We start from the raw sequence: 19046 nt of genomic DNA on the forward strand, positions 1-19046 counted from the left end.
GTTGCGGAGGCGTAGGGTAGGAAAGCCCATCCTCAAGCCCGAAAGCTCTTTGCCCGTCGCAAAAAGTTTTTAAGCAGAGCGCCCCCATGCTGGGTCAGTATCGATTCGGGATGGAACTGCACACCGTAGGTCGGGTGATCGCGATGGGCAAGAGCCATGATCTCACCATCGTCCGAACGTGCCGTGACCACAAGATGTGAGGTGTGCGACTCATCGATCTCAACAACAAGGGAATGGTAGCGCCCGACGCAGAGAGGAGAAGGGAGTCCGTCGAACAGCCCTCCGCCGTTATGCGTGAGATAGGAGGACCGGCCGTGCGTGGGGCGGCGTGCACGTGCCACCGTTCCGCCGAAAACGCTCCCGATGCACTGGTGCCCAAGGCAGATACCTAAGATGGGGACATGACCTGAAAGTTCGCGAACGATCGAAGTCGATATTCCCGCCTCTGTGGGGGAGCAGGGACCGGGGGAGATGACCACGGCGTGCGGCTGGCGAAGGACGATATCACTGACGCTGATCGCGTCGTTGCGGATCACGTCCGTTGCTTCACCAAGCCGGCGGAAATAGCGGGCAATGTTGAAGACGAAGGAATCGTAGTTGTCGATGATGACAATCAAGAGCCACCGGAAGAATTGGTGGCAAATGCGTCAAACATGCGCTGTGCCTTGACGAGTGTCTCCTCGTATTCGGCCGCTGGATCCGACATCGCCGTTATCCCGCCACCTGCGTGAAAGGTAGCCAAATCGGCGTCGATCGTGACAGTGCGGATCGCGATATTCGTATCCATGCGCCCGTTGAAGGCGATGAAGCCGATAGCTCCGCAATAAATCTCTCGCGCTATGCGTTCGATTTCCGTAACAATCTCCATCGATCTCACTTTCGGCGCTCCGGTGATAGATCCGCCTGGAAAGCAGGCGCGAAGAAGGGCGACGGCGTCTTGGCGCTCTTCGAGTTGACCCGTAACCACCGACACGAGGTGGTGCACCGAGGCGTAGGATTCGAGATCGCACAGCGCAGGAACCTCGACTGAATGCGGAGTGCATACACGCGACAGATCACTCCGCAAGAGGTCGACGATCATGATGTTCTCGGCACGATCTTTGTCTGACGTAACCAGGAGTTGAGCGCGGCGCTGGTCCTCCTCGGCGTCGGCAGAGCGCGCACTTGTGCCTTTGATCGGGCGCGTCTCGACCCGTCGACCGTCGAGCTTCAGGAAACGCTCCGGCGAGCTTGATGCAATGGTGAGATTGCCGTAACGCAGGAGCGCTGCGAATGGTGCGGGGTTCAATGACCTCAATTGGCAGTAGAAGGCAGCCGGATCAAATGAGTTCGGCAAGTGCGCGCTAAAACGCTGCGCAATGTTGACTTGGAAGACGTCTCCGGCCTGGATCAGGTCGATGACGCGCTGTACTGCCGCAATATAGCCCGCGCGGCTGAAGTTCGAATGCCATGGTCCGACAGCGTCGTGGGCGTCATTTCTCGCCAAGTCTGCGGTGGCAAGAAGAGCTGCAAATTCATCGGCTCGCTGGCGTGCGCGCGTGGCGCGGTGCGCGGGATCCTGCTCGGGCCACCCTGTGGAGACGATCCAACTTCTGTCGTTGCGGTGATCGTAGCTGACGACCACGTCATAAAAATGCAGAATGGATTGAGGCAAGCGGTGCCCGGAGGCTGCCGGAACCGGCAATCGCTCTAATGTCCTGTTCAGGTCGTAACCGAAGAATCCGGCCGCTCCTCCCTGAAAGGGCGGGAGATCGGGGCGATGCTCTTGCCGATACTTAGCAAGCAGGGTGCGAAGGACCTCCCATGGATCGCCGTCAAGATTCTGTCCGTTCCAACTCGCCCGTCCGTCCGCGACCATATAGGTGCCGAACGGGTCGCAGGCCAGATATGAGTAGCGCCCAAGTAGCTCGTGGCTCGCGGCACTATCAAGAAACGTAAGATGAGATCGGCGGGCGAGGCGCCGCATTGCCGCGACAGGGGCAATCCATTGCAGCTCTTGAACGTGCATTGGCTATCCGTCACCGGCGAGTGGCGTTCGCGCGCTTCCGGCGATGGCTCGCCAAACGAGCGCGACGTTTGATCGAAATTGGCAAGCTTGTGAGACCGGGGGGCAGCCTAGCCTCCGCCAGCGGAGACCGCGCGGCGAGTGACGAGCCGCACATCCGTCGACACATTGTAGTCTGCCGCGAACCGCAGTTCGCGCAATGGCCGTACCCGCCTGATCGATTGCTTGTATAGATCATGCGCTTTGTAGGCTGCGAGTTCCGCCTCGCTCTCGAACTCACCATAGACGACGACGTCGATGTCGTTTCCGAGCTGATCGGTCTTGCGATTGCGTGCAACCTCCAGCCGGCGTGCATGCGGAATGGTCGTGAGAACCGAGAGGCCCTCGATTATCCCGTCAATGTGCCCCTCATCCTTGGCGGTGAACAAAACGATGTGGCGGATCATGAATGGCTCTATGAGTGTTAGAGATGGGTGCATAGCTAACTTGGGATCGCGCTCTCCGCAAAGCAACCCTTCCGCATCGCCGGTTGATCGATGGTTCGCGCTATTGTGCCCCGCGCTGCGCAACTCACTTCGCGAGAAGCGCTTCTTGGTCAACAGCTCGGGAGAGCCAGGCGCTCAATGGTCTGAATATGACGCGCGAGCAGGTTACAGGCTTGGTCAAGGTTGCGAGCTCGCAGGGCCTGCAAAATCAGACGGTGATCTTGGTTGGACCGTGGGCGCCAGCCAGCCGACCGCGCCATCGCGAACACCAGCCGAGAGTTTGCAAGCTGTAGTTCGTCAAGGCTGGCGAGCAGGCGCGGCATCGCGCAGGGCGCAACCAGGGCATAGTGAAAGGTCCGGTTGGCCATCTCAAACTCCTCAATCGTCTTGGCATTGTCTCCTTCGATGAGGGCAAGTTCAATGCGTGCCAGGTGGATCGATGAGAGCTTTGGAGCCGCATTGCGTAGCGCGACCACCTCGAGCGCCGCACGCATCTCGGCGATCTCCTTGACCGAATTCGTGTCGAGCGGAGCGACCCGCGCGCCGCGCCGAGGTGCACTCACGACAAGATGTTGAGCCTCCAATTGTCGAAAAGCCTCGCGCACCGGGACGTGACTGGAATTGAATTCTCGCGCGACATGATCCTGCCGGAGCGGCGAGTCCGGCTGCAGGGCGCCGTTGATAATGCGCTCACCGATCGATTCGGCGATGCGTCCGGCAGTCGTCCTGTTCTCGCTCATCATAGATTATCTATCGGAAAAGTGGGTGCGCGCCGATAGCACATCGATTAGCATCGATCCAATATCGCTGACGATAGATAATTTACGTGATTATCTATGATTACGGACCCGAGGCTATGGACGTGTGTGCTGGAGTTGACCGGAACGGAAGCTGCGGGCTCCCACGGGTTCGTGGAGAATGGAAGCGTGCCGAGGCCGAGGCGCTCTATGGTTTGCCATTCGCAGAGCTGATGTTTCGAGCGCAAAGCGTTCATCGCGATAACTTCGATCCGAACCACGTCGAAACAGCAAGCCTGCTCAGCATCAAGACGGGTGGCTGCCCGGAAGACTGCGGCTACTGCGCACAGAGCGCGCACTACGAGACGGGGGTGAAAGCGAGTCGCCTGATGGATCGCGCCGATGTGGTCGCCACCGCGCAACGTGCCAAGGAGGCTGGCGCAACCCGCTTCTGCATGGCTGCGGCCTGGCGCAGTCCGAAAGACCGTGATCTCGATCGGGTCTGCGAAATGGTCAGCGCCGTCAAAGGCCTTGGCATGGAAACCTGTGTCACACTCGGCATGCTGACGCCGAAACAGGCGGCGCAGCTTTCCGAGGCGGGGCTCGACTTCTACAATCACAACGTCGACACCTCGTCTGAGTTCTACGGCAGGATCATCACAACGCGCACGCTGCAGGACCGAATTGACACGCTCGTGCATGTGCGCGAGGCGGGCATCAAGATCTGCTGTGGCGGCATTATCGGTATGGGCGAGCGCGTTGAGGACCGTCTCGACATGCTTATCCTGCTCGCCAATCTCCGAAAGCCTCCAGAAAGCGTGCCGATCAATCTTTGGAACGAGGTCAAGGGGGTTCCCGTCGTTGACACCGCGATGCGTCCCGATTCGATCGCGCTGGTGCGTCTGGTCGCAACTGCTCGGATCATGATGCCGACGAGCGTCGTGCGGTTGTCCGCCGGACGGCATGACATGACCGATGAATTGCACGCGCTGTGCTTTTTGGCCGGGGCAAATTCAATTTTTATCGGAGACGTGCTGCTGACGACCAATAATCCAAAAACCGATCGCGATGCAAACTTGCTCACCAGGCTCGGCATCACGTCAGGGCTTGCCTAAACCACACAGGGCGGCGAGCTATCTCGTAAACTCCTTAAGCTTAGGTGAGAAATGCAAATTACCCTAATGAAGGGCAAAATCCATTGCGCATCGGTGACCGAAGCCGATCTGCATTATGAGGGCTCGATTTCAATCGATCGTACACTGCTGGACGCGGCAGGGATTTTGCTCAACGAACGCGTCGAAATTCACAACGTGGAAACCGGTGCGCGCTTCGCCACTTTCGTCACCGAAGCGCCGAGCGGCTCGGGGACCATTGACTTGAACGGTGCGGCTGCGCGACTGGCGCTCCCCGGAGACAAAATTAGCATCCTTGCATACGCCTTGCTTGATGAGGCGGAGGCCAAAACCTTTAGACCCCGTATTGTGCTCGTCGATCGCGAAAATCGACTATTGCCGGTTTGACCATCAAGGCGCCAAAGCGAAGTCGTTTTTCTGCGCACATCGTGAGAATTTTGCGCGATTTCAAAGCCCTCAGAGTGCAGAATGAATTCAATCCACGCGGGAAAGGCCGTCCGATATACCTCGGCGTTGAACGTCCTGAAAGAAGACCACCGCTTGCGCAGCCTCAGTCCGCGTGCAGGAAAAGATTTCACGTCGAACGACTATTTGGCGCTCGCGAACGCGCCGCGCATCAAGAAGGCTGTCTTGGCAGCGGTCGAGGCCGGTACACCGATCGGAGCCGGCGGATCGCGGCTCCTGCGCGGCAATTGCGAGGAGCATGAAAGTCTGGAAGCTGAAGCTGCCAGCTTCTTTGGGGCCGAGACGGCACTCTTCTTTGGCGGCGGCTATGTCGCAAACTTTGCGGTCCTGACGACGGTGCCGCAGAAAGGCGATCTGCTCGTTCTCGATTCTCTGGTGCATGCGAGTATCCATGAAGGCGCGCGGGCGGGCCGCGCTGACTTTCGGATAAGCGCACATAACGACCTGGATTCGGTCGAAAGCACGATTCGTGACTGGCGGGCAAAGGGCGGAGTTGGCCGCATCTGGATCGTGGCCGAAAGTCTCTACAGCATGGACGGCGATTTTGCGCCGCTCCAAGAGCTGGTTGCGCTCGCCGACCTGCATGATGCGTTTTTGATGGTGGATGAGGCCCATGCCACAGGTGTTTACGGTGTGAAGGGACGGGGGCTCACCGCTCCTTACGAGGGACGAGAAAATCTCCTGGTCGTTCATACTTGCGGCAAGGCGCTGGGCGCTGCTGGCGCGCTCGTCACGGCGTCGGGCATCCTGCGAGACTTTATGATCAATCGGTGCCGTCCCTTTATCTTCGCCACCGCCCCCTCACCGTTGATCGCCGTCGCCGTGCAAGAGGCTATTCTGATGCTGCAGCAGGAACCCGAGCGTCAGCAGCGCCTCATCGAGCTCGTCGCGTTCACACATCGGCAGATCAAACAGCGCGGTTGGAAGGGTCCTTCGGACTCGCAGATCGTACCGTTCATCGTAGGCGACAACGCGCGTGCGATGCGGCTTGCCTCGGCGCTGCAGGCTCGTGGCTTCGACATCCGCGGCATCCGGCCGCCGACCGTGCCGGCGGGCACGGCTCGTTTGCGCATCTCGCTGACACTCAACGTCATCGAAGATGACGTGTGCGCAATGCTCGACGCCTTGGCCGAGGAGACAAAAAGGTGAACTTCGATGACTCTGCGGATCGTGGTAACGGGCACAGATACTGGAATCGGAAAGACGGTGTTTTCCGCGGGGCTCGCGAACCTTCTCGGCGCGAATTATTGGAAGCCAATTCAGGCCGGGCTCGATGGAGAGACCGACACGGAGACTGTCGCGCGGCTCGGCGGCTTGTCGGCCGACCGCATCTTGCCAGAGCGCTACCGCCTGCAAACACCAGCCTCGCCGCACTATTCCGCCGCGGTTGACGGCGTTCGGGTCGCGGCAGAGTCGCTCGATGTGCCAGATACCGCTCGGCAGCCATTGGTTATCGAGGGCGCGGGCGGGCTCATGGTGCCCCTGACTGGCGATACTCTTTACGTTGATGTGTTCGAGCGATGGCGCCTTCCGGTCGTGCTTTGCGCGAGCACGGAGCTGGGCACCATCAATCATTCGCTCCTGTCGATAGAGGCTCTTCGAAAGCGTGAGATCCCCATTCTCGGCATGGCCTTCATCGGCGAAAGAAATGCCGAGACTCAGACCGTTATTCGCGAGATGGGGCGGGTGCGTTGGCTGGGACGATTGCCGTGGCTCTCGCCCCTCACCGCCGACACGCTGCAGGCCACATTCAAAACCTCATTCCAGGCAGATAGTTTCAAGCTGTATGCCAAGGAATAAATCGCCGATCTGGCATCCGTTCACACAACACGCTCTTCAAGACGAGATGACGAGAGTTGTCCGGGGGAATGGTGCCTATCTCCACACCGCCGATGGTGGCCGTATCATCGACGCAATCTCATCCTGGTGGGTGGTGACGCATGGTCATTGTCATCCACATATCGTGCGCGCGATTCAGGAACAGGCAGCCAAGCTCAACCAGGTCATCTTTGCCGGCCATACCCACGATCCTGCGGAGGAAGTTGCGGCGCGACTCTTGAAGTGCGCGCCCTCTGGGCTTGAGCATGTCTTCTTTTCCGACAGCGGTTCGGCTAGCGTCGAAGTGGCCCTAAAGATGGCACTCGGCTATTGGCATCATATCGGCAAGCAGCGAATACGCATTGTCGTGATGCAACATTCCTATCACGGCGACACGGTCGGCGGGATGTCGGTTGGTGCGCGGGGCGTGTTCAACGGGGCGTACGGGCCTTTGTTGTTTGACGTCACCTCAATCCCGTTTCCTGCAACAGGTCGAGAGCAGGACACGCTCGACGCCCTTGAGTCTGCGTGTCGGAACGAAGTCCCTGCAGCCTTTATAGTGGAGCCTCTGATATTGGGGGCCGGCGGAATGCTGATGTACCCACCCTGGGTGCTCAGAGAGATGAAGCGGGTCTGCGAGGCATCGGAGGTCCTGTTCATTGCCGACGAGGTCATGACGGGCTGGGGCCGCACTGGAACTCTCTTTGCGTGCGAGCAGGCCAATGTCACACCCGATATCGTCTGTTATTCCAAGGGAATTACGGGCGGAGCGCTCCCCCTGGCGGTGACGCTCTGCCGCGCCGACATATTCGATGCCCACTATTCGAAGGATCGCGCGCGCACGTTCTTTCATTCGAGCTCCTATACCGCAAATCCGGTGGCCTGCGCGGCCGCAAGAGCCAATCTGGACCTCTGGCAAGATCCCGAAACCCGCCAACGCGTGGCGGCGATCGCCACGATGCAAGAACAGGCAATTGAGCCATTCCGAGGCGATGCGCGCTTCAGAAACGTTCGTCAAACCGGCACCATTACAGCACTCGATCTAAAGACGAGCGATGCGGGCTATCTGGCGGACATCGGTCCGAAGCTTCACGCTTTCTTCAAGAATCGAAATCTGCTGCTACGGCCGCTCGGCAATACGATCTACGTGATGCCGCCGTACTGTGCGACAGCGGCAGATCTTGATGAAATCTATGCGGGCATCAAAGATGCCGCCGATGCGCTGGCTGGAAGGAACCCTCTGCGTGCATAGGCACGCGAGCGCCAACTTCGTCCTATTATTCCGACCGATGGGGCGAGTATCGCGCTTACTCGATCCTGAGTCCGTGGCGGGTTTTGGCGAAGGAGCCGGTAGAGGTTCGTCACGCTCGCAAGATTGAAAGGGCCGTCCGACAGATGGACAGCTCTCGTTTGTTCGTGGAGTGCGGCAACCGCCGCCCCGAAGCTCGTTGAGATCGCCTCCGGCATTGAGCCGGTTCAGCAGGGCGCGATCTTCATCACTGATGAACGCGCCGTTTCACTGGTCAGGCGGAGTTGGACACGATATCGGGCCCACAGCCTGACGCCGTTGCGGGGGCTCCCGAGTGACGAAGGGGGGCTGACCGTAAGTCGTCGTTTGTAAGGAACGTTTCTGAGTACCGTTCTTACGCAAGGTGTGACTGCGATGGGGGGCGACAGAGTATCCATAACAGGCCGCGTAAATGTTCCGCGTGCCAGTGGCGGAGCAGGCTGAAGCTGTAGCCGGCGGCGGCGAGCGTGGCGTTGATGCGGTTGCCGTCGCGGCCCTTGAGATGGTTACGGCGCATCCGGTGGTCGTCCTTGAGATGGCCGATCACAGGCTCGACGGCGGCGCGGCGACGCGGATTTGATGCGCAACCGATTTTGCGACTCAGGCTATGTCTCGACCCAGCGGTTGGGAGAGAGGACTGTCGTCATGTCACCAATAGAACTGAGAGCTGCTGGGCCGGCGGACGGTTCGTTGCTTTCTGATCGGGAGCACGCTGTTTGGTCTGAACATGCTGATCACCTGCCTGCTGTTCAGGATGAACCGTAACGATGCGTTCAGTTCGCTGCGGATCGGCGCGTACAACAACTTCCTGCGGTTCCGACTGACGGAAGATGGGTTCGACATGTTTGTGGTCGGGCTGGAGAACGTCCCACAGCGGGATGACTGGAGCGCCAATCCCAAACACGACAAAGACAAGCCCGATCCCGAGGTTCCGGTGTTCGTCCCGAAGGTTGAATTCAAACCGCATCTGATTGAACGGCTTTCGATCAGACTGGGGCCGAAGCGGGCCGCTCCAACCGCCTAGCTAGTCCTATGCGGCGTCCGCCACAGTCGATTTGCCAGGTGGATTGTCCGTAAAAGTCAGATATTATTGACTTTTTGTCCGTATTATTCGAATATGTCCGTGGCGGTCTATTCGAGCATTGCGGACAAGAACGGCACCTTAAACGATTTTTACGGACTATCCCCTTGAATATGGGCAGGATACTCGAATATTAGAGCTGGAAACGGGTTCCAATTCGACTAATGCGGACCAAAATAGGCGTTTAACCGACTTTAATGGACGGTCGTCCTCCTTATTCGAACCGCAGCGGACACGGCTATGGCGACCTACGGCGAGATCCTCATCACGACAAAAGACGACCAAGCCGGCAGCCGGCAGATCCGCAGGCGCGCCCAGGCCGGTGAACTTAGGCAAATCGTCGAGCGCGTCTATACGTCAAATCTGAAAGACGGTCTCGAAGCCGTCGTGGGGCGGAACATCTGGTACATCTTACCGCACCTGTTTCCCAAAACGGTGGTGACATCTCGCACCGGCGCAAAGATGCGACCATATCAGCCAGAGAAGGGCGGGAAATCTTACGTATTCCTCACAGGGCCATACTCCAACCGGACAGTCGAGCTTCCGGGCATGGAAATTCGACTAATCGAAGGGCCGTCGGCTCTGCCTGGCGACAGTCCAATGATCACCGCCGAGTTCTATTCACCGTCCCGCCCACGTTCTCTACTTGAGAACCTCAAACCCACGCGGACACGGGGCGGAGTGCAGCGAAATCTGAGCGATGCCGAATTCGAGGACTACCTAGTCACCCTGCTTGACTCGGGCGGGCCGGACAATTTCAACAAAATGCGCGACGAAGCGAGGAAGCTCGCACCTCAGCTTAGCGCTGAGGAAGAGTTCAAGAAGCTCGACCGCCTGATGGGCGGTTTGCTCGGAACGCAAAAAGTGCGCTTCGCGAGCAAGGCTGCGGAAATTAGACGGGCGGGCGCCGACAAAAACTGCTGCGCCCGACTGCAGGAGCTGTTCGCGCACCTCAAGTCGCTATCTTTTCCTGATCGGCCCGTATCCCAGGACCAGGGGGTGAGACAGTCGAACGCGTTCCTCGAGGCCTACTTTTCCAACTTCATCGAAGGCACCGAATTTACGGTGGTAGAGGCGAAGCGCATCGTCTTCGAAGGCGTCGCGCCTATCAACCGTCCCGCGGACGGGCACGACGTGATCGCAACGTACCGGCTACTCACCGACGAACGCGCACTGACGGCGGTGCCTGCTGACTATCAGGAGTTCGAGAACATGCTGAGGGCGCGTCATGCGCTCTTGATGGACGCCCGTCCCGAAAAGCAGCCTGGCAGGTTCAAGACAGTCAACAACAAGGTCAGTGGGATCTCAATGGTCCAGCCCGACCTGGTCGTTGGCACGCTGAAGTACGGCTACGATCTCCTGCAGGGGCTCACCGAACCTTTCGCACGTGGCGTCTTCCTCCATTGTCTGATCGCGGAAGTGCATCCGTTCGATGACGGCAACGGACGCATATCGCGCCTGCACCTCACTTCAGAACTTTTGAGAGGTAACCAGGCGCAAGTCATCATTCCGACCGTATTTCGCGGCGACTACATCGGAGGCATGAGGGCGCTCACGAAGCGAAGCGAACCAGGGCCCATCACGCGCGCGTGCTTGCGCGCGCAGGAGGTAGTCTCAACCATACATGAGGCCACAGTGGACGGCGCCATTGAGGCCTGGGCGAGGACGAACGCATTCGTGAGAGAAGGACAGAACGCCAGATGGGAAAACTACGACGCCGCGACGGAGATTGAGTGGCGCGACGAAGTACCCGCCACAAAGGACTATTGGAACGCCGAGGACAACCCACAGGGTTTTCTTTCTCCGAATGCGATGGGCCGCTGAGAAGGCAATGGCGGGTCGCCATCGTGGCAGGCTCCCGATGAACTCGATCAACGTCGTGACGCGCGCCTGAAACCCGGCCATGTCGTGCTTGAGTCGCGGCGTGGCGGTCAACGGCGGCTAGCGCCGGGCGGTGGCCTCGTGTCTACCTGCCGCGCACGAAAGCGTCGTCCCAAGATTTTGGTTCGGCATGAGCTGCGCCCAGCTCAGGTCTCTAAGACTACTCGGCTGCCTCCGCCATATATTCGCGATCCAGGAGCAAAGGGTCTTCGGCGATGGCACGGGTCGCCCAGTGTTCGCACCAAGCGACCCAAGCATGCATCATTTCCCGCTTTCGTATGGCGCGACAATCAGGATGAGAACGCCTGATCGCCGCCGCCCACTTTCGGCGAGCCCGTGGGTCCGAAGAGTAGAATTGTCTCGTAACGTCTTTCGAAGAGACCCCTTCAAGATGGTCCAAAATGAGGTCTGCTTCTTCTTCGCCGAAACCGAGATCGCGTTCTCCATAAGTCGCAAAGGCGTGACGAACTTTATGGGGTGAGAAATTGGCGCCGGGCAATCATCGCTGCCGCGATGTGCACCCGTGACCGCTCGGCGACGCTGGCACGTACCAATCAGTAGCTGAATTCCCAGGGAGATGCGCTCGGAGAAGTATCCTTCACGTGCAATTACGAGCGCACGCCCCCACCTCAATCTCGGGGGGCGCATCACCTTTCTCGTCTTCTGGATAGAATTCATCCTCGCCAATCTCAACTCGCGTTCGGGGAGGAGCTTGCAGTTTTAGCATCACGCCATCTGCCACCGTTCGTCTGATCTTGACGGACAGCTTCAGCGAGCCAGTTCCAAAACCGTCTGATCGTGCGAACCATGCCTTCGGCCATGGCTTCCGCGCCGCGCTGATGGACCGCCGCAATGGCCTCTGCCATCTCGTTCCGCGTGATCGTATTGACCATGTGATCGTCGAAGCGACAAAGCTCGCGGGGTTGCGGTTTCTTCCGGTAGTCGACGAGCGTCCCGCTGCTGGTGGCGATGATCAGCATGCCGATGCCCCTGATGATGATCGCGATGCGCTCCCTGATCCCGATGACGCTGGTCAGGGCGATGATCGCGGCGATCATCGCGGTAACCACAGACCAGCGCATCCCCGCGCGCTTGCTTAGTTGAGTTTAGCCGGTGCCTGGACTTCTCCCGGACGGCTCCGCCGCGGAGGAGGTGGTTCAAGCCGGCAGCAATCTGCCAGGAAGGCCGCGAACGAAGCGATGTTGCCTTGTACGCTCGCGCTCTCCAATGCCTTCATGTACTCGTCGCGTCTGTCGACGGGGATGATGGTCCAAGGCAGTCCTCCCGATGCCATCATGACATTCATGAGAAAGCGTCCTGTTCGACCGTTACCGTCGGGAAGGGGATGTATGAAGCTGAAGATGAAGTGTCCGAGGACGGCTCTCACGCGCGGATCCTTCTCTTCCTTCAGGCAGTCCAGAAAGGCCTCCATGGCGTCGGGCACCGATTCCCATGCGACCGGCGTATGTCCGGAGTTCCTGATGAAGACGAAGTGAGTGCGGTAGCCCGCAAGATTTTCGGGCTCGATGATGCCTGCCTGGACTGAAGGCTGAAAGAGAGCCCGGTACCAGTTGAGGTGCTCCCGATCGGTGATCTCGGCCGCATCCTCGCCGTTGAGCACGCGCACCACCGAGGCGCGGACCAGTTGGAACGCATTCCAGTACCCCTTCGCGGCCATCGCATCCTTTTGCTTACGGTCTCCATCGCTGCCGTCAGGATCCCAATTCCCGGTCCTGACCTTCTCGATCAAGTCCTCGGTGACCGAATAGCCTTCGATGGAAAGCGAGTGATATGCATCCGAGGTGTATAGCTCATCGATTGCCGTCAGATATCCGTCGTGATCGTTGATGCGGCGCGGCTCGATCTTGAAATTCTCAAGCACCTTCTCACGCATTTCCGCCCACATGAGGCGGACCCGCGTCATAATCGGCGGCGCGGCCCGGATGGGGAGTTGCATCGGGACCGATGCCTTGAACGGATCGGTGTCTTCCCTGACGTCGTGGCCGGCCGATGTCATTGTGGTGATGATCACGTCGGCGGCTCGAGCATTGCCCAGCAGTCGGTACGCCCCGGCAATCCGCCCCGCCACGGCCGCACGTCCGCCCTCAAGGAGAACCTTCGAGATCGGGCTCACATTCCTCAGTGATCCGAGCACGGCGATGAGGTCGTTCTTCTGGGTCTGCCAGAAGATGGGCGCAGCAGCGCAGATAGCCTCTGGCGCCGGGAAGGTCCGCACGCCGGCGGTCTCGATCGGCGCCACCGGAAGTTGGCGCACTTTGTAAAGATAAAGAGAAGTGCCGTGGAGGAGGGCCTGTGTCTGGTTATTGGCGGACGGCGCCGCAATGACCACCTGTTTGGGAATGTTAAGATTTGCGGCCAGCAGGGGAATTGAGCTTTCCGCCGAGAGGACCCAATCGCTCTTGAAGCGCTCGTCGCAATAGGTCCGGCAGAACTCCCAGAAGGACGAATACCAGGAGGTGCTGTCGCCCGACCCTTCCTCCGGGCGCGTCATCAGGACCCATCCCTTGATGATCTCCCTCAGGAACCCGGTCCCCAGCAGCCGCTCGCGGTGAGTGCGCGAAAGTTCCTCACTTTGGAAAATTCGTCGCTTGCCGCCATTGCTGAGGTTCTTCAGTTCGGTGAGGGACTGAGCGAGTTTTTCGTGGAGGGAGGGCATTTTGAACTCCCGGGGTTCGATAGTTTGGTGTTGGATTATTACAATAGTATTATGCTTTGTAATTACAATAATAATATGTCGTACGATCTCAATAAATATATGTTGTGCAATTGCAATAGCGCTCTGGAGTAGTGGTCAATAGCCTCACCCGAGGTGGGATTCCAGGACGGTGAGACTCAAAACCGACTCTCAGTTCCAACCTATCCAAAGCATCTGGGCGCCAAAACGGGGCCAACATCCAGCCGCGTCGCCCGCCAATATCACTACTTAAATACCTAAAAGTAATAGAATTTGGTCCGCAGTTGGCGCCAACACCGGCCGGAAAAAGGGGTCCCAGACGGCAGGGCGGGTCAAACGGGCTCAAAATGGCATGAAAACGGATCAAAACCGGCGAATTTCCAGATCCTGCTGAGTACGCGAGCGATCCGCTGTCCCAGCGCCACTCGTCTGGCTCATGGACAAGGCCCGCGCTCTGGGCCTGGCCTATCGGGACAAGGTCGAGATCGACGTGACCGAAACGGTCCTGGCGATCAACGATTCCTACAGCGAGTTCGGAAAGGGGTTCTATCACTACTTCTCGAAGCGGTTTTTCCGCTCTGTCGGCATCGCGCCCGAGAAGGGAACGTCGGCGACGACGTCGCGCATCGGCGAGACGATCGACGGTTCGATGCAAGCCTATCCGGTTGACGCCCATACCGGCTAGTGCTAGTTTCACGCCACTGGAGATGCCGCAATGAACGAGACCGTTCGAAGTTCGGAAATACTGCGGCTTGCGGCCAAGTACGTGTGGTGGACGCCGCCCGATATTGTTGCGTCCGACGGAATGTCTAGACTCGTTGCTAATGTGATGGAGATGGGTACCTGGGAAGACGCCTCCGCGCTGATCGAATGCGTCGGAATTGATATGTTTAGGGAAGTTCTAAAATCTCCCCCAGTTGGCGTAGTCTCCAACCGATCGCTCGCTTTTTGGCATTATCGATTGGGCGGGCATGGAACACCACCGAAGTCGCGTCGCCGGTTTTCCTGACGCTGGAATTTGCTTATGGTGTTTACGCCGCGCCTCGACATTCTACCCCCTGCTCAACGCAGCCTATGGCCTCATCTCGCCCAAGTGCCTGGACACTTTGTTCTATATGGCGGTACGGCGATTGCGCTTCACCTCGGACATCGTCAATCCGTCGATTTCGACTTTTTTTCGGACGCTGATCTGGACGACGGACAAAAGTACAACCTGCTGAACGAAATCGCATGGCTCAAAGGCGCCTCCGTATAAGGATACGTTGACAGTCAGCGTCGATCATATGGCCGCGCCGATCAAGGTGTCATTCTTCGGGGGCGTGAAGAGCGGTTGCGTATGTGAACCGGACAAGACCGACGACGATGTCCTGTGCGTCGCGTCGATGTACGACTTGTTCGCACATAAGCTCAAAGTGATTCATGATCGGGCCGAAGCCAAGGATTACCAGGATATCGCTGTCATGCTTGCGAACGGGCAGAGCCTGCCGCGCGGACTAGCCGCGTTGGAGGCCCTTTTCGGGTCGAGTGTGCCTCCGATGATCACGTTGAAGTCGCTGACCTACTTCAACGACTTGAACGAGCCGTGGCGCCTTACCGACGATATGAAGTCCACGATAACGACGGCCATAAGCGGTCTCCCGAAATCCTGGGGAAGGATTTCCGTTTTCTCGCAGACGCTTTGTTGCCAGGAGTCCAAAAATCCGAAGCCATAGTCGCAGCTTGATGGATATTTTTCAGCGCGACGACCTGCCGTTCCCGCAGTCTCTGCCGGAGTTCCGGCGATTGTTCCCCGACGACGCGGCTTGCGCTGGCTACCTCGAAAAGATCCGTTGGAAGGATGAGTTCGTTTGCCCTCATTGCGGAGTTTCCGGCTCACCATTCCGTTTCACCAGCCGCCCCGGGGTCTTACGCTGCCGCAACTGCCGGAAGAATACAGGGCTAACTGTGGGCACGGTGATGGAGCGCTCGCATACGCCGCTCAGTGTTTGGTTCTGGGCAGCGTATCTTGTCTCTAGTCAAACGCCCGGCATGTCCGCCGCGCAGTTCCAGCGCCAGATTGGATTAAAGCGCTATGAGACGGCATTCCAGATCCTGCACAAGTTGCGCGCCGGTATGGTGCGGCCGGCCCATGACCGCATCGGTGGGCGCGCCAACGAGCATGTCGAAGTCGACGAAACTTGGGTTGGCGGACGCACGCGCGGCGAAGGCCGCGGCGTCCACCACAAGACGCTAGTTGCGGCCGCTACCGAAGTCCGTCAACGTGTACCGGGGACCAAACGCGACGCGCGCAGGAACGGACGCTACGCCGGGCGGATCCGGCTCGCGGTCATTCCGGACCGTAGCGCCGGATCACTGTGCGGCTTTGTTGAACAAGCCGTCGCGCCTGGGGCCAAGGTCGTCACCGACAATTGGTCCGGGTACGCAGATCTCACCAAGCTTGGGTATGACCATCATGCGGTCGCGGAACGGAGTGATCCGCGAGCCGCCGAGGAGCACCTGCCGACAGTTCATCTGGTGTTCGCCAACTTGAAGACTTGGCTGATCGGCACCCACCACGGCGTCAGCCCGCAGCACCTGCAAGCCTACCTCAACGAGTTTACCTTCCGGTTCAATCGGCGATTCTATCCATTCAACGCCTTCCGCTCTCTACTCGGCATCGCCGGCGAAGTGACCGCGCCGACTTACGAAGCGCTTTATTCCGGCGAATGGCGTCACCCTACATGTCGCAACGATGGGTGAAAACCGAATAGGCATAGGATGAACGACCGACTAGCTCGAAACTCAGGCTCATCGTGACGAGGGGACAGCAATGTACCTAGGAATCGATCAGCAGTCCGGCCTTGTCTATGAAGGCCTCGATGGCCCCGTGCTTCCGGTCGTGCCCAGACCGACCGTCACGCAAGCCAAGCTGATCAAGCGCGAGGAGGATTGGAACGACGGATCTGGCAGGACCTTATACTGCGCCGGCTGCGCGCCCTCGGGCTGGTAAAGTCGCCCGCGTCGCGTTCGCGTGACGGGATCGAACGCGTCTTCCCGGAAGATCCACGACATCGGAGAATGTGCAGGAGCAATCTCGCCCAAGTCGTCGCGAGACTGCATGCCCGCGGCAAGACCAACGAGGCACATACGAAGGGGCTTCGCGACCCGGTCGATGAAGACGCGGAATTGGCGCTTCATGCGTTGGGTTTCACGCTGCGTGACATCGGGTGGGCTGACGGGCAGTAGAGTCCGCAACCGCCAATGGTGGCAACAAGCGCGGACGGTTCTTTTTGCGACCTGTCCGCCTCACGATCGCGCCAGCTGATGGACCAACGACCGATCACAGATCGAAACGAACATACTGTCCGGGAGCGCGGCCCTTCCCACGATCACCATGACGAAACCGTTGAGCGCATGCTGCGAGCGACGCACGCAGTCCGAAATGTTGCGCGTATCGATGGTCGACGGTGACGCGATGTCCTCGGGATGGGTGTGCCAGCAACCGACGAAATGCAGTCCTCGCGAAAAGCTGGCATCGATTTCCGCCTTTTCCGCTTTTTCGTCGGGCCGGTACGAATAGCGCGATCTGCGGTCGGTCGGTCTCGGACCCGTCGCTTCGCAGACATCGATGCTAGGCAGGTCGAAGCGAGCGAACAGCAGCCCGCCGGCCTCGCGGTGCCAGAATCGGGTTTGACGGTTACTGTCGAAACGCTGGAGAACCTCGGCGACGAAGCGGAGCGATTGCCCGGAGTGTCCGATATCGAAGGAGATCACGCCGCCAAGACTTTCCCGGCCGGTGGCCGGCCCCATGGTCGCTCGACCATCATGCCGCCTTCCAGCGCATGAGGAGCGATCTCGCGGAGCATCTCGCTCCAGCTGCCGCCCGCGGATTCGACGAACGCACGGCGCGCAAGCCACATGCGATGCGTGCTCGGTCCGATGATGCCGAGAAGACCGTCGAGCGCAGCTTGGGCGATGAGCGACGTAATGAAGCCGAGCTCGACGGGGCCGTACGGCTCGAACGCCGCGCCGCAGGCTGGTTCGTAACGGCGCGTTTCTTCCGGCCAGTGCGTGGCGACCACGTCGGGCTCGCCGGTCTCGTTCAATCCGTCACGAAGGCTCCCTCCGGACGAGGAAACGATGACGGCGTGGCCCGCGATCGCGTGTGGTTCCGTCCAGCCGTAGACGATCGGAAACTGCCTGCCATTTGCCAGATGCCACTCGTCGAGCAAGGACTCCGCCGGCCAGTCGCCGAGAGCCGAAACAATAAGGTCGACGTGCTCCAAAGGCCCGTCGGACCGCAGCAGCAGATCCTGAACCTTGGCGATGTAGTGCTCGACCTCCACATGGGGAAGGTCGGCGCGTATCCGCTTCGCGAGTTCGGACGCCTTGGGATAGGAGATCGATCTGACGCCGAGCGTATGGCGGCCGACGTTCGCTCCTGTCAAGCTCTGCTGGTCGACAAGAATAAGCTTCGCCACGCCCGCTCGCGCGAGACTGAGGGCGACCGGCGCGCCCACGGAGCCGCAGCCGAGCAGCGCGACGGTGGCCCCGCGTAAGGTCGCGATGCGCGGATCCTGCGCCCGCCCGTGTACCCAGGTGGGATCGACCCTGTCCACCGGAAGACGGCCTGCCGGCTCGCCGCCGAACAGACGCCAGAGGAAGACCTGCTCAGGCACCCGAGAAGGACGAAATCCTTTGGCGAGCGGATCCCTGCCGCGAACGATTGCGGGTCGGCTGACGACCGTCGTGGCGATTGCCGGACCGTGTTCGGTCGAGGCGCCAAGCGCGACGAACAGGCGAGGAGCGACCTCGCGCGAAAGTCCTTCGAGCAGATCGGCGACGCCGGCATCGGCGGCGAGCGCGTAAACGTCCTTTGCTGCTTTGGGATACTGGGAGGGGAGGAGCGGGGTTTCCAGCCAAACCAGCACGCCTCCTCGCGAGACCATGTCGGCCGAGTAGAGGGCGGAGTTGAAATTCTTCAGCCACCGCTGCAGCTGGCCGTCATCGTCAGCCAGGACGATGTGACTGCGGCCCTCCCATACTCTGATTGTCCGGGAAGGTGGAGCCGGCTCGACCAATGAAAGGATGGTCCGCTCCGTCCCCTTCTTGGCATGGTCCCAGTAGGTGAGAAACTCGGATTTGAAGTCGTCTTCGTGCTCGCCGCGGACGAAACCTTCGATCAGCTTGATAGCCTTATCGAGCAACACCGAGACGCCCGCGTAGGGATCGTCGACGGAAAACGTAGCGTGATCAGGCACCAGGCAGAGAACGCCGTCCTTTTCCACGTGCGGCCACGTCAGAAAGCGTGGGCGATCCACCACCGCGATCCGCGCCGGGACGGAAGGAAAGCCGGCGGATACGATGATGTCGATGCGCCGGATGCGATCGGAGAAAGGGTATTCGAACCGCCACCCTGCCGCGGGATCATGCTTCCGGTATCTCGCCAGATCCTCCGCGCTCAACCTCGGTGGCCGCA

21 protein-coding genes and 1 pseudogene are annotated in these 19046 nt (G+C 59.4%); 13 read left to right on the plus strand and 9 right to left on the minus strand.

The genetic code is table 11. From position 1 onward, the window contains the following. Positions 1–32 precede the first annotated feature (32 nt). The 4 genes from NLM32_RS09365 to NLM32_RS09380 all read right to left on the minus strand — a co-directional run bounded on the left by NLM32_RS09365 (position 33) and on the right by NLM32_RS09380 (position 3233). Entirely contained in the window at positions 33–617 is a 585-nt protein-coding gene (locus tag NLM32_RS09365) for an aminodeoxychorismate/anthranilate synthase component II (RefSeq protein WP_254128765.1), read from the minus strand. Next, positions 614–2008, minus strand: a complete 1395-nt coding sequence (gene pabB, locus NLM32_RS09370; protein WP_254128766.1) for an aminodeoxychorismate synthase component I — start codon at positions 2006–2008, stop codon at positions 614–616. The genes NLM32_RS09365 and pabB overlap by 4 nt, the downstream gene beginning before the upstream one ends. 107 nt (positions 2009–2115) lie before the next feature. Beyond that, a complete protein-coding gene (locus tag NLM32_RS09375) occupies positions 2116–2451 on the minus strand; it encodes a Dabb family protein (protein ID WP_254135266.1) in 336 nt (111 codons plus the stop codon). Between the two features lie 149 nt (positions 2452–2600). Beyond that, complete coding sequence (locus tag NLM32_RS09380; protein WP_254128767.1) at positions 2601–3233, minus strand: GntR family transcriptional regulator; 633 nt, start codon at positions 3231–3233, stop codon at positions 2601–2603. A gap of 113 nt (positions 3234–3346) precedes the next feature. Here NLM32_RS09380 and bioB point away from each other — a divergent pair, with 113 nt between their 5' ends. The 5 genes from bioB to NLM32_RS09405 all read left to right on the plus strand — a co-directional run bounded on the left by bioB (position 3347) and on the right by NLM32_RS09405 (position 7895). Beyond that, positions 3347–4342, plus strand: a complete 996-nt coding sequence (gene bioB / locus NLM32_RS09385; protein ID WP_254135267.1) for a biotin synthase BioB — start codon at positions 3347–3349, stop codon at positions 4340–4342. Positions 4343–4393: 51 nt separating this feature from the next. Then, on the plus strand, positions 4394–4747 hold the full coding sequence (panD, locus tag NLM32_RS09390; RefSeq protein WP_254128768.1) for an aspartate 1-decarboxylase: 354 nt from the start codon (positions 4394–4396) through the stop codon (positions 4745–4747). Positions 4748–4828: 81 nt separating this feature from the next. Next, entirely contained in the window at positions 4829–5974 is a 1146-nt protein-coding gene (locus NLM32_RS09395) for an 8-amino-7-oxononanoate synthase (protein WP_254128769.1), read from the plus strand. A gap of 6 nt (positions 5975–5980) precedes the next feature. Beyond that, the gene (bioD, locus tag NLM32_RS09400; protein ID WP_254128770.1) at positions 5981–6625 is read left to right on the plus strand and encodes a dethiobiotin synthase; all 645 of its coding nucleotides are present in this window, start codon (positions 5981–5983) and stop codon (positions 6623–6625) included. Next, positions 6612–7895, plus strand: a complete 1284-nt coding sequence (locus NLM32_RS09405) for an adenosylmethionine--8-amino-7-oxononanoate transaminase (RefSeq protein WP_254128771.1) — start codon at positions 6612–6614, stop codon at positions 7893–7895. Before bioD ends, NLM32_RS09405 begins: the two co-directional genes overlap by 14 nt. Positions 7896–8286: 391 nt before the next feature. Here the strand turns inward: NLM32_RS09405 and NLM32_RS09410 are convergent. Then, positions 8287–8502 (minus strand): annotated as a pseudogene (locus tag NLM32_RS09410) (IS5/IS1182 family transposase); the annotation flags it as partial. Between the two features lie 156 nt (positions 8503–8658). Here NLM32_RS09410 and NLM32_RS09415 point away from each other — a divergent pair. Next, positions 8659–8955 (plus strand): hypothetical protein, encoded by a 297-nt coding sequence (locus NLM32_RS09415; RefSeq protein ID WP_254103339.1) that lies wholly within the window; start codon positions 8659–8661, stop codon positions 8953–8955. A gap of 297 nt (positions 8956–9252) precedes the next feature. After that, a complete protein-coding gene (locus tag NLM32_RS09420; RefSeq protein WP_254128772.1) occupies positions 9253–10836 on the plus strand; it encodes a Fic family protein in 1584 nt (527 codons plus the stop codon). A 746-nt stretch (positions 10837–11582) separates the two neighbouring features. Here NLM32_RS09420 and NLM32_RS09425 read toward each other — a convergent pair. Both NLM32_RS09425 and NLM32_RS09430 read right to left on the minus strand, forming a co-directional pair. Then, positions 11583–11951 carry a hypothetical protein gene (locus tag NLM32_RS09425; protein ID WP_254128773.1) on the minus strand — a complete coding sequence of 123 codons (369 nt, stop codon included), beginning with the start codon at positions 11949–11951 and terminating at the stop codon, positions 11583–11585. A 38-nt stretch (positions 11952–11989) separates the two neighbouring features. Further along, entirely contained in the window at positions 11990–13570 is a 1581-nt protein-coding gene (locus NLM32_RS09430; protein ID WP_254128774.1) for a Fic family protein, read from the minus strand. A gap of 454 nt (positions 13571–14024) precedes the next feature. On the opposite strand from NLM32_RS09430, the gene NLM32_RS09435 reads away from it, so the two are divergent. From NLM32_RS09435 to NLM32_RS09460, 6 genes are all read left to right on the plus strand, one after another. Continuing rightward, positions 14025–14273, plus strand: a complete 249-nt coding sequence (locus NLM32_RS09435; RefSeq protein WP_254128775.1) for a hypothetical protein — start codon at positions 14025–14027, stop codon at positions 14271–14273. Positions 14274–14303: 30 nt separating this feature from the next. Continuing rightward, positions 14304–14597: a hypothetical protein gene (locus tag NLM32_RS09440; protein ID WP_254128776.1), complete on the plus strand. Its 294-nt coding sequence runs from the start codon at positions 14304–14306 to the stop codon at positions 14595–14597. Between the two features lie 15 nt (positions 14598–14612). After that, positions 14613–14843: a nucleotidyl transferase AbiEii/AbiGii toxin family protein gene (locus NLM32_RS09445; RefSeq protein WP_254128777.1), complete on the plus strand. Its 231-nt coding sequence runs from the start codon at positions 14613–14615 to the stop codon at positions 14841–14843. Positions 14844–14850: 7 nt separating this feature from the next. After that, positions 14851–15300 carry a nucleotidyl transferase AbiEii/AbiGii toxin family protein gene (locus NLM32_RS09450; RefSeq protein ID WP_254128778.1) on the plus strand — a complete coding sequence of 150 codons (450 nt, stop codon included), beginning with the start codon at positions 14851–14853 and terminating at the stop codon, positions 15298–15300. 10 nt (positions 15301–15310) lie between these two features. Further along, a complete protein-coding gene (locus tag NLM32_RS09455) occupies positions 15311–16327 on the plus strand; it encodes an IS1595 family transposase (protein ID WP_254128779.1) in 1017 nt (338 codons plus the stop codon). 70 nt (positions 16328–16397) lie between these two features. After that, entirely contained in the window at positions 16398–16577 is a 180-nt protein-coding gene (locus NLM32_RS09460; RefSeq protein WP_254128780.1) for a hypothetical protein, read from the plus strand. A gap of 296 nt (positions 16578–16873) precedes the next feature. On the opposite strand, the gene NLM32_RS09465 is transcribed toward NLM32_RS09460, so the two are convergent. After that, positions 16874–17377, minus strand: a complete 504-nt coding sequence (locus NLM32_RS09465; RefSeq protein ID WP_254128781.1) for a Mov34/MPN/PAD-1 family protein — start codon at positions 17375–17377, stop codon at positions 16874–16876. After that, positions 17338–19032, minus strand: a complete 1695-nt coding sequence (locus NLM32_RS09470) for a ThiF family adenylyltransferase (RefSeq protein ID WP_254128782.1) — start codon at positions 19030–19032, stop codon at positions 17338–17340. Before NLM32_RS09470 ends, NLM32_RS09465 begins: the two co-directional genes overlap by 40 nt. Positions 19033–19046: the final 14 nt, after the last annotated feature.

It is taken from the genome of Bradyrhizobium sp. CCGUVB14 (assembly GCF_024199935.1).
In the GTDB taxonomy this organism is placed as follows: Bacteria; Pseudomonadota; Alphaproteobacteria; order Rhizobiales; family Xanthobacteraceae; genus Bradyrhizobium.